Source organism: Streptomyces klenkii (assembly GCF_003626645.1).
Taxonomy (GTDB): Bacteria; Actinomycetota; Actinomycetes; order Streptomycetales; family Streptomycetaceae; genus Streptomyces; species Streptomyces klenkii.
In genome coordinates, this window is the sequence record NZ_RBAM01000001.1 from 75092 (window position 1) to 86117 (window position 11026).

Consider the following 11026-nt stretch of genomic DNA (forward strand, 5'->3'; position numbering starts at 1 on the left):
CTGATCTTGCAGGCCGGCAGGTAGCGTGGATTTTGTTGAATCTGCCCAAGCAGACCCGGTTGCCTGAGGCCGTGAACTTCTTGCACAGCAGCACGGCCTTGATCTTTTCGGGGGTCGCGTCCACGTCGTCGCCGGACTGCTCTGTGATGCTCCTGCTGATCTTCATGGACTAGAGGGGAGTCGCAGGAGATCTACTTCTGGGGCTTCTCCGACAACTGAGCCGACCCAGTAGACCAAGTAGACCAAGTGTGGACCGTTTGAGGCGGCGAAGGGATCGGAGGGCGGGGAAAGCAGGTCAGGTCTTACAGAGACGCTTCCCGCAGCACTCTCTTGAAAACCGTTCGGCGACTTTCCGTGTGTCCGGGCACAGTGGCCCCATGAACCGGCGAGGGCTTGATCATGACGGGGCGATTGCGCGCGACGGGTCGCTGGAGCGGGTGTCGGCGGTGTTTGTGCCCGTCGTCGACGCTGCGCGCGCCCGTATCGCCGGGGTGTTCGGTCGGACGCGGCTGCACAGTGCCTACGTCTACGGCAGCATTCCGCGCGGTACGGCCGTTCCCGGTGTTTCTGATCTCGACCTTCTCCTCGCGCTCCGCGACGAGCCCGCCGACCGCGACCGCGCCGACGCCGCGGCCATCGAGGCAGCGCTCGACCACGACTTTCCCGAGATCGACGGCGTGGGGACCCTGCTGGCCGGCACGCGCACGCTGTTGAGTGACCTCGAACGTCACGACCTCGGGTTCTTCGTCGCCTGCCTGTGCACACCGTTGCTCGGCACCGACCTCGCCGGGCAGTTGCCCCGCTACCGGCCCACGTCCCTGCTCGCCCGGGAAACGAACGGTGACCTCGCGCTTGTGCTGCCGCGCTGGCGTGCCCGGGTCGCCGAGGCGGTCACGGACAGGGAGCGCAGGGTCCTCAGCCGTGGTGTTGCCCGGCGGCTGGTGCGTACCGGGTTCACTCTGGTCATGCCCGGCTGGGGCGGCTGGACCAGTGACCTCGCCGAGGCCGCCGAGATCTTCGGTCGTTCGTACCCCGAGCGCGCCGAGCAGATGCGCCGCGCCGCGATCGTCGGCCGCAGCCCCGCGGCCGACCCGGAGGTGCTCGGCATGCTCATTGACGACCTGGGTCCCTGGCTCGCCGCCACTTACACGGCCGTGCACGGGGAGAAGGCGCCCCGTCCCTGAACTGCGCGTGACATTGTCCGCGTCGTGTACCGGGACGGTAACCGGCTGAGGCATGTGCGGAGTCGGGCCCGTACAGGGTGACGACGACCCCGGGACCGCCCGGGGCCAGGAGTGGGGGGACCTCACATGTTCCGCAAGCAGACCGCAGCAGTGATCGTGTCGTCGGCCGCCGTCGGAGCGCTGCTGCTCACCGGCTGCGGGGCCGGTGACGACGACAAGGGCTCCGCGGCGCCGGCCGGCCAGGCGTCCGGGGAGGCCGTGGACTTCCGCAGCGGCACCGCGAAGGCGAACAACGCCGCGCCCATGACGGGTGACTGGGCGAACGAGCCGGGGAAGGCCGCGGTGAAGCCGGAGGCGACGCGGTGGGTGCAGCTCACCGCGTCCAAGGCCGGTGCGCTCGACCCGGTGGTGGTCAACGGCGCGGGCTTCACCCTCTACCGCTTCGACAAGGACAGCGCGAACCCGTCGAAGTCCGCCTGCAACGGCGAGTGCGCGACGACCTGGCCGCCGGTCCTCGTGGCGCCCGGCGGCAGGATCTTCCTCGACGGGGTCGACAAGTCGAAGGTCGGGGTCGTCAAGCGCGACGACGGCACCCGGCAGGTCACGGTCGGCGGCTGGCCGGTCTACCGCTTCAGCAAGGACACCAAGCCGGGCCGGACCAACGGGCAGGGTGCCGGGGGCACTTGGTTCGGCGTGACGCCCGACGGCAAGAAGGCTGCCGGCAAGGCGGCGGGCGGGGGCGGCGGCGGTGCCCAGGCCGGGCCCGCCACCAGCGTCGTCCTCTTCGACGAGCGAAACTTCGGCGACCCGTCGCAGGGGCTGGCGGGCAAGGGCTGCCAGAACGTCGCACGCGACAACGTGGCGTCGTCCCTCCAGGCGAGCGGCAGCCTGAAGATCTGGTCCGAGCGGAACTGCACCGGCAAGTCCAAGGTCGTCAACGGTGACGTCGCCGATCTCGCCACCATCGGCTTCGACAACGACATTTCCTCGGTCTTCTTCGGCTGAGGTGATGCAAGGAGCGGGCCCCGGGGCGGTTCCGCCCCGGGGCCCGCCCACTTACCGCATCAGCCCCAGCGCTGGAGCTTGCCGCCCGCGTCGATGCCGGCGCGGAGCAGGAGCCGCCGGGGAGGGCGGGCGCTTCTGCTCGGTGCCTCGGGCGACCCTGCAACGATCAAGAACGCGTACGAGTTGGGGGCCGGGACTCACGGGGCTCATACGGCCGCCGCCTTCGCCTCCGCAGGTCCGGTTCCCAGGAGGTCGCGCAGCAGGCGGGTGGCGGGGAGGGCGTCGTTCAAGTAGACGTGTTCTCCGCGCTGTTCGACGGCCGAGAGCAGCGTACGGAAGGTCGCCTTCGCCTCTTCGGGGCGGCCCGCGTGGTGCTGGGCCTGGCCGAGGAGCCCCAGATGGAGGGGGTGGCGCAGGCGGGTGCTGGAGCGGCGCAGCTCGGCCAGCGAAGCCTGCATGAGGGTGAGGCCGTCCTCCTCGTGCCCCGAGTGGGTCAGGCCCCACCCTTCGAGCACGCCCAGCATGCCCTTCCAGTACAGCAGCCCGTGTTCGCCCGCCACGCGGACTCCCTCGGCGCCGGAGGAGCGCGCCCGCTGGGCGTCGCCCTCCCAGGCCGCCACGACCGCGTCCACGTAGAGGGCGAAGGACCGGTCGGAGGGCCTGCTGTCGTACTCGGTCAGGTGCAGCAGCTGGTGCCGGCGCGCCCTGGCGGTCCGCCGGTCGCCGAGGAGCCAGTGGGTGAACGTGTTGTACGAGCGGCAGGAGACGCGCGGGTCGTGCTGGAAGGTGCGGGCCAGCGAATGGCCTTGGCCGGCGTAGCGGTCCGCCATGTCGACGCCGTACTCCAGTTCGGCCAGTGCCTGCGACAGGCGGCCGCGGATGTGCAGCACGATGCCCTCGCCGTACGCGGCGCCGAGCACCGCCACGGGCGCCTCGGTCCGGCTCGCGAGGTCCCGCAGCAGGCCGGAGAACCGCCGCGAGGCGTCGTAGCGGCCGGTGACCAGGTAGGCGGCGCACAGCGCCCACAGCACCGACGGGTCCTCGGGGGCCTGGGCGGCCGCGCTCAGGGCCCGGCCGTGCGCGAGCGCCCGCTCGGCCTCGGGGTGGCCGTAGCCGCGGGTCGTGGCCAGCACCTGGCCGAGCTGGACGTGCAGCCGCCGTTCCAGGGGCACGACCGTAGGGTCGTCCTGGGGCAGCAGGTCGACCAGCTGCACCGCGCGGCGCAGCCAGGTCTCCACGCGCTCGTACGCCAGTTGGTGCTCGGCCTGCTCGGCGGCGCGCAACAGCCGGGGGAGGGCCTCCGCCGGGGGCAGGGCGCTCCTCGCGTGCCACGTGTGGTGGGCGACCCGCTCGGCGCCCGTGTCCCCCGCGCGCCCGTGCCGGCGGGTGCTCAGCGCTTCGGCCACCCTGGCGTGCAGCCGGTGCCGGTCCTCGCGCGTGAGCTCGTCGGTGAGCGTCTCCTGGACCAGGGCGTGGGCGAAGAGCAGCCGCCCCGGGTGCCGGAGGTCCTCGCCGAGCAGCCCGGCGCGGATGGCTGACTCCAGCGCGTCGGCGACGGGTTCGTCCTCCCCGGCCGTGCGCTCCAGCAGGTCGGTGTCGACCTCGGCGCCGATGACGGCGCACAGCCGCAGCACCCGCAGGACCGGCTCGGGCAACGCGGCGAACCGCTGGTGCAGCACCTCGCGCACCCCCGTGGGCACGCGCGTCAGCAGCACCTCCACCGCGTCCGGGCTGCGCAGGCCCCGGGCGTCCCCGAGGAGGGAGAGGAGCTGCATGACGAAGTACGGGTTGCCCTCGCTGCGCCGGTGCAGCGCCTCGACGACCTCGGCGTCCACGCCCGGCCCCGCCTGGGCCACGACCAGGTCGGCGACGGCTTGCCGGGAGAGCCCGTCGAGCCGCAGGGTCTCCGTGCGGGGGCCGCGCAGGACCTCGGAGAGCATGCGGCGCAGCGTGGCGTCGGACTCGACCTCGAATTCGCGGGCGGTGAGGACGATCGCGAGCGGGTGGCCCTGGCAGCGGGTGCTCAGCAGCCTGAGCAGGTCGAGGGAGGCGGCGTCGGCCCAGTGCAGGTCCTCCAGGAAGAGGACCAGCGGGCTCCGGGCGGCCAGGGCGAGCAGGACCTCGCAGACCGCGTCGTGGGTGAGGAACCGGGCCTGGCCCCAGTCGGACTCGCTGCCCGGGGCGGGGCCGGGGCCGCCCGACCACTCGGGCATGAGCGGGGCGAGCAGCGAGCCGAAAGGTTTCGCCGCGGAGTGGAAGGCTTCGGGGCGGGTGACGGACAGCCGCCGGAGCACCTGCGTCCACAGCCAGTAGGGCGGCACGCCCTCGCTGCGGAAGCAGTAGCTCCAGACGACTTCGAGACCCTCGCCGTCGCCGTCGGAGCCGTCCCGATCGGAGCTGTCGCGGCCGAAGCTGTCCCGGCCGGAGCCGGCGGCCTCCAGCCGCGGGGCGAGTTCGAGGAGCAGCCGCGTCTTGCCGACCCCGGCGGGGCCGAGGACTCCGGCTATGTGTCCCCGGCCGGCCAGGGCGCTCGCCGCCGCGGTCGTCAGCCGCGTCAGCTCCTCGCAGCGACCGGTGAAGGGGGAGTGGCCCGCTGAATGCGGTGTGTGCCGGGTGGCGTCGGCCGCCTCGTCTGATTCCTTTTCCTTGACGTCTTCCTTTACGTATCCCTTTACGTCAAGTGCTTCTGCTGCCGCAGGTGTTCCAGCCGTGGCGGCGGGTGTGACGGGTACGGTGCGCACGGCATCGTCCGCAGCAGCAGGGGCAGCAGCCGTGGCTGCATGAGCAGCCGTAGCCGTATGAGCGGCCGTGGCCTCTCCGGCGGCGTCGACCGCTCCGGCCTCCGCAATCCCTGTTGCCCTCTTCGCAGGCTGACGTTCCTCCGTCCCCGGCTCGTGGCGGAGTATCGCGGTCCGTACGCGGCGGAGCGCGGCGGTGGTGCCGACGCCGAACTCGCCGGCCAGGTGGCTGCGCGTCCGTTCGTACACCTCCAGCGCCTCGGCCTGCCGTCCGAGCCGGGAGAGGGCGGTCATGAGGTGGCCGACGAGGCGTTCCCGCGCCGGGTTGCGGCGCGCCTCCCGGTCCAGGTCCGCGGCCACTTCCTCGGCCGCGCCGAGGGCCAGCCGGGCCTCCGCGCAGGACTCGACGGCCGTGAGCCGGACGTGTTCGAGCCGGGTGGCTTCGTCGCTGAGCGGCGGGAGGCCGTCGAACTCCCCGTAGGGCGTGCCCCGCCACAGGGCCAGCGCCTCCGTGAGCCGTTCGCGCGCGGCGAGCGGGTCACGGCTGTCCACCAGGCGGCGCCCCTCGGTGACGAGGAGCTCGAAGCGGTGGGCGTCGGTCTGTCCGGGGTCGAGCTCCAGGACGTAGCCGCCGGCCCGGTGGCGCAGTACGGACGCGCCGTCGGGCCCGGCCGCCGGCTGGAGGGCGCGGCGCAGGTGGGAGACGTGGCTCTGGAGCGTGGCGACGGCCCGGCGGGGCGGTGCCCCTCCCCACAGCTCCTCGACGAGCAGCTCCGTGGGCACGACCCGGCCCAGGCGGACGAGGAGCAGGGCGAGCAGCGCCCGCCGGCGCGGCGGTCCGAGCGGGAGGTCCTGCCCGCCGTGGCGGGCCGACATGGGGCCGAGCACGCTCAGAAGTGGCTCGATCAGGACGGTGGCCGGCGGCTGTTCCGCCGGCGACGGGGTCGGCGCGGGGAGTGCGGGCATGTCGGTCCCAATCGCTCTTGCACGCTTGAGGGTGCTGACGGGTGGTCGGCGCGGCACTGCCGGCGCCTTCCAAATCGGATCCTTGCATAAGGAACAGGGCATTCCAAGATCGCGACCAGCCAACGGCAAGCGAACTGCAAGGTCTTTGCAAGGGGTTCGTCAGATCCGTGAAATCCGTTTGAAGGAAGCGGCAAGAAATCGTCAACAGCATGGTCAGGCCGCCCGCAAGGGCAATGGCGCACGATGCATCGTCATCGAGGACCACCGCTCACCGGGGGGCACATGAACATGACGCAAAAGCACGCCGCCGTCATGATGAACGGAACCGGCGTCCCCGCTCGCGACGGTCAGGACATCACCCAGAACCTCGGCCAGAACCTCGCCCAGGAAACGATTCAGGACACGGTCCAGGACATCGCCGTCGTCGGGCTGTCCCTGCGGCTGCCCGGCTCGCGCACCCCCGAGGAGTTCTGGGACCACCTGGCCCGGGGCCGTTCCCTGATCAGCGGGGCGCCCGAGCGCCGCTGGCGCAGTGAGGACCACCCCGGCCACCCGCGCCGCGAGTTCGACAGGGCGGGCAGCGTGTGGGGCGGCTTCGTCGACGACGCCGACTGCTTCGACGCGGACTTCTTCCGGATCTCCCCGGACGAGGCACGGACCATGGACCCGCAGCAGCGGTTGGCCCTGGAGCTGAGCTGGCACGCCCTGGAGGACGCCGGGTACCGGGCCGACCGGATGACGGGCTCCCGCACCGGAGTGTTCATGGGCGTCTGCCACTGGGACTACGCCGAACTGGTCGAGTGCGAGGCCGAGCAGATCGGCGCCCGCTATCCCACCGGCACCACCTGCTCCCTCGTCGCCGACCGGGTGTCCCGCCACTTCGGCTTCCGCGGCCCCAGCGTCGTCGACGACACCGAGTGCACCAGCTCTCTGGTGGCCGTCGAACAGGCCGTGCGGGCGCTGCGCCGCGGCGACTGTGACCACGCCCTCGCCGGCGGCATCAACCTGACCTGGTCGCCCCGCCACCTCATCGCCTTCGCCAAAGCGGGCATGGTCTCGCCCGGCGGCCGGTACAAGGCCTTCGACGCGAACACCAACGGCTACGTGCGCGGCGAGGGCGGCGGTGCCCTCCTGCTCAAGCGCGCCGCGGACGCCCGCCGCGACGGCGACGCCGTCCACGCGCTGATCAAGGGCATCGGCAGCCGCGACGGCAGCCGCACCAGTTCCTTGACGATCACCGGCCCGGCGGCCCAGGCCGAGCTGATCGCCTGGGTCCACCGCCGGGCGGGGATCGCACCCGAGACCGTCACGTACGTCGAGACGCACGGCCCCGGCACCCCCGTCGGCGACCCCATCGAGATCCGCGGCCTCCAGCAGGCCTTCGCCGACCTCCACGAGAACCGGCCGGAGGCGGGAGCGGCGGCGGGACCCCGGACGGGAGCGGACCGGCCCGGGAGCCGTATCGGCAGCGGCCGGCCGGGGAACGGCATGGGCCGCGCTGAGACCGGCAGGAGCTCGGCCGAGACGGGCAGGGGCCGTGGGGGCACGGGCAAGGGCCGGGCGGAGACGAGCAGGGGCCTTCCCGAGGCCGTGCGGGCACACCGCTGCGGGGTCGGCTCGGTGAAGACCGGAATCGGCCACCTGGAGGGGGCCGCCGGCATCGCGGGCATGCTCAAGGTGATCCTCGCCATGCGCCACCGCAAGCTGCCCGCGACCGTCGGCTTCGAGAAGCTCAACCCGCTCATCAAACTGGACGGCAGCCCGCTGTACATCGTGGACCGCCTCACCGACTGGACCCCGGGGCGGCCGGGGGCCGCGGCGGACGCATCGGCACCGCTGCGCGCGGGCGTCAGCTCCTTCGGCTTCGGCGGCACTGACGCCCACGTGCTGCTGGAATCACCCGGCCCTGCCTACGTCCCCGTCCCCGCCCACGCTCCCGCCGCGGCGGGCGGCGAGCAGTGGCTGCCGGTCTCCGCCAAGGACGAGGACCGGCTCCGCGAGATGTGTGCCGGGCTCGCCCGCTGGGCCCGTACCCGCATCGAGCGCAACGACGCCCCCGCCCTGGCCGACGTCGCCCGCACCCTGCGCGAGGGCCGCGTGCCGATGCCCGAGCGCGTGGTGTTCCGCGCGAGCGGCCTCGCCGAGTGGGCGGCCCAGCTGGAGGCCGTCGCCGCGGGGGAGGAGCCGCCGGCCGGCTGCCCGTACGGCCGGGCCGCCACGGACACTCCCGACGGGCTCGACGTGGACGACCCGGACGAGGCGGCGGCGTTCGCCGCCCACTTGCTGGAGCAGGGCCGAATCGACGAGTTCGCCGTCGCCTGGGCCCGGGGCCTGCCCGTCGACTGGGCGCAGTGGCCGGAGCCGGAGCACGGCCGCCGCATCCACCTCCCCGGCTACGTCTTCGCACGGACCCCGCACTGGTTCACGCCCACCGCGGGACCGGAACGCGCGGGGCGCCGGGACGGTGACGGCGACGGTATCGGTATCGGTATCGGTGTCGGTATCGGTGTCGGCGGTGACGAAAACGGCCTGCGCCGTCCACCCTCGCACGTGGTCCCGTCCGTGCCCGACGCACCCGAAGCCCACGCGACGACCTCGGCGATGTGGGCGTGGCTGCGATCGGCCGACCGCGCCGGGGACGAGGGGACCGCCGCCGCTCCCGGCGCGCCGGACTCCCCGGCTCACGCCCCGCTCGCGGCTCTCCTGAACACCGCGCACGAGGAGGACCCCTCCTTCACCGGCAAGCTCGTCCTCCTCGACGACTACGCTCCCCGCGACCGTACGAAAGAGGGCAACGGGGAAGTGGGCAACGAGGCAGAGGGCGACAGGGCAGAGGGCGACGGGGAAGAGAGCGACGTCCAGGACGGCGCGGTCGAGGAGGCCATCCACGACTGCAACGGGCGCAAGCTGCGCCGCACGACCGTCGAACTGCCCCCGGAGGCCACCGAGGAGAGCTTGCTGCGCGACGGCGGCATCTACTGGATCACCGGTGGTGCGGACGGTCTCGCTCTGCTCCTGGCCGAGCGGCTGTGCGAGCGGCACCGCGCGACGGTCGTCGTCGGCGGACGGTCGGAGCACAGCCCGGAGGTCGATGCGCTCCAAGTCCGCCTGCCGCACGGTGAGGTGACGTACCGGTGCACGGACGTCACCGACGAGGACGCCGTACGCGCCGCGGTGTCCGACATCCGCATGCAGTACGGCCGGCTCGACGGTGTTTTCCACGCGGCAGGTGTCCTCGACGACTGTTCCCTCGCGGACAAGCCGCTCGCGGGCGCCGCCGCCGTCCTCGCCCCCACGGTGGACGGCGCGGCGCACGTCGATGCGGCGACCCGCGGGCTCGGCCTGGACTTCCTGCTCCTGTTCGGCTCCGTCGCGGACGCCCCCGGCAACGACAACCCCGGCAACGACAACCCCGGCAACGACCACCTCGGCGACGCCGCAGGGACCGACCGTGCCACCGGCCACGCGACCATCAACGCCTTCCCCGACGCCTACGCGGCACGGCGCCGGCGGGCCTCCGCAGCGTGATCCGCACCGCGGCGGCACGCGACCGCACCGGCCGCCGTCGGTGAACTGCCCTGCTGTTGCCTCCGTTCATGCGGAGGCAACAGCAGGGCAGCGCTGCGTGGGGTGCCGGGGCGTCACTGCCGTCCGGAGCGCGGTCGTGGTCAGCCGACGGTGATGACCGCCATCGGGCACCGTAGGGCGGCCTCTTCCACCGCCGACCGGTGCTCGTCGCCCGGGGCGGCGTCGAGCAGGATCACCGTGCCGTCCTCGTCGTCCTGGTCGAAGACGTCGGGGGCGACGAGCGTGCACGTGCCCGCGCCGCAGCACAGGTCCTTGTCGATCTCTATCTGCATCACGATCTCCTCTTCACCAGCGCACCGGCAGGCCCAGGACGCCGTACGTCACCATCATCTCCCGGAGGCCGATCTCCTCCGCCGGAACGGCCAGTTCCAGCCCGGGGAAGCGGCGCAGCAGCGACTCGTAGCCGATGCTGAGTTCCAGGCGGGCCAGGTGGTGGCCCATGCACTGGTGGGGGCCGCTGCCGAAGGCGAGGTGCCGGGTCGCGCCGCGGCGGATGTCGAAGGCGTCGGGGTCGTCGAAGCCGAGCGGGTCGCGGTTGGCGGCGGGCAGCGACACCGTGACGACCTCGCCCTTGCGGATGGGCCGCCCCTCGAACTCGAAGTCCTCGGCGGCCACCCGGATCGGGCCGATCTGCACCACGCTGAGGTAGCGCAGAAGCTCTTCGACGGCACCGTCCATCAGGGACCAGTCGGCGCGCAGGGCCGCCAGCTGCTCCGGGTGGCGCAGCAGGGCGTAGGTGCCCAGCCCCAGCATGTTGGTAGTGGTCTCCAGGCCGGCGATGAGCAGGACGAACGTGATGCCGAGGAGCTCTTCGTCGGTCAGGTCGGTCTCGACGGTGAGTCTGCCGAGGATGTCCGGGCCCTGGTCCTTGCGCGCTGCCGCGATCAGGGCGTGCAGCATGCCGCCGAGGAGCGTCATCGACTCCTGCATCTCCTCGCCGCTGCTGGAGAGGCTGAAGAGGACGTCTACGTGGTGCCCGAACTGCGCACGGTTCTCTTCCGGCAGTCCGAGCAGCTCTGAAGTGACGAGCGTGGGCAGCGGCTTGGCGAAGGCCTCCACCAGGTCGACGGGCCCGCCCTTGCCCTCCATCTCGTCCAGCAGACGGTCCGTCATTTCCTGGATGCGCGGCCGGAGTTCGCGCACCCGCCGGATGGTGAAGTGCTTGCTGAGCAGGCGGCGGTAGCGGGTGTGCTCGGGCGGGTCCATGTTGACGAACATGCCCGGAGGGAGGACATCGGTGCTCAGCTCGGATCCGGGCACCTTGACCGGAGAGCGCTTCCCGGGCGGCAGTGAGCTGAACCGGGTGTCACCCAGCACGGCCCGCGCGCTCCGCAGGCCGGTGATCAGGTGACCGATGTGCCCGTCGGGGTACCGCAGCGGCGACACCGGGCATTCCTGGCGCGCTTCCGCGAAAGGGGCCGGCGGGTCGAAGGGACAGCCCGAGGGGCGCGCCGTCGGGAAGGGGCGGGTGGTTAAGGGGTGGTCGGATTCTCGCGATTGCGTCATGCCGGGGAAGCCTCTTCGCCAGAGGAGAAAGGGGAAAGG

At 72.5% G+C, this 11026-nt stretch carries 6 protein-coding genes; 3 read left to right on the top strand and 3 right to left on the bottom strand.

Features of this window, described 5'->3' with window-relative positions; genetic code table 11:
* The first annotated feature begins 377 nt into the window (after window positions 1–377).
* Entirely contained in the window at window positions 378–1184 is an 807-nt protein-coding gene (locus tag D7231_RS00380) for a nucleotidyltransferase (RefSeq protein ID WP_120753363.1), read from the top strand.
* Between the two features lie 126 nt (window positions 1185–1310).
* Complete coding sequence (locus tag D7231_RS00385; RefSeq protein WP_120752858.1) at window positions 1311–2189, top strand: hypothetical protein; 879 nt, start codon at window positions 1311–1313, stop codon at window positions 2187–2189.
* Window positions 2190–2395: 206 nt separating this feature from the next.
* Here the strand turns inward: D7231_RS00385 and D7231_RS00390 are convergent, their stop codons facing one another.
* The gene (locus tag D7231_RS00390) at window positions 2396–5893 is read right to left on the bottom strand and encodes an ATP-binding protein (RefSeq protein ID WP_241999483.1); all 3498 of its coding nucleotides are present in this window, start codon (window positions 5891–5893) and stop codon (window positions 2396–2398) included.
* Between the two features lie 282 nt (window positions 5894–6175).
* On the opposite strand from D7231_RS00390, the gene D7231_RS00395 reads away from it, so the two are divergent.
* Entirely contained in the window at window positions 6176–9421 is a 3246-nt protein-coding gene (locus tag D7231_RS00395; RefSeq protein WP_158673694.1) for an SDR family NAD(P)-dependent oxidoreductase, read from the top strand.
* Window positions 9422–9561: 140 nt separating this feature from the next.
* On the opposite strand, the gene D7231_RS00400 is transcribed toward D7231_RS00395, so the two are convergent.
* Entirely contained in the window at window positions 9562–9753 is a 192-nt protein-coding gene (locus tag D7231_RS00400) for a ferredoxin (protein WP_120752860.1), read from the bottom strand.
* A gap of 13 nt (window positions 9754–9766) precedes the next feature.
* Window positions 9767–10867: a cytochrome P450 gene (locus tag D7231_RS00405; RefSeq protein ID WP_241999484.1), complete on the bottom strand. Its 1101-nt coding sequence runs from the start codon at window positions 10865–10867 to the stop codon at window positions 9767–9769.
* Window positions 10868–11026: the final 159 nt, after the last annotated feature.

Bases quoted from the DNA above. Each gene is read 5' to 3' on its own strand.
- D7231_RS00380 (WP_120753363.1), top strand. From the start codon at position 378: ATGAACCGGCGAGGGCTTGATCATGACGGGGCGATTGCGCGCGACGGG.
- D7231_RS00385 (WP_120752858.1), top strand. From the start codon at position 1,311: ATGTTCCGCAAGCAGACCGCAGCAGTGATCGTGTCGTCGGCCGCCGTC.
- D7231_RS00390 (WP_241999483.1), bottom strand. From the start codon at position 5,893: ATGCCCGCACTCCCCGCGCCGACCCCGTCGCCGGCGGAACAGCCGCCG.
- D7231_RS00395 (WP_158673694.1), top strand. From the start codon at position 6,176: ATGAACATGACGCAAAAGCACGCCGCCGTCATGATGAACGGAACCGGC.
- D7231_RS00400 (WP_120752860.1), bottom strand. From the start codon at position 9,753: ATGCAGATAGAGATCGACAAGGACCTGTGCTGCGGCGCGGGCACGTGC.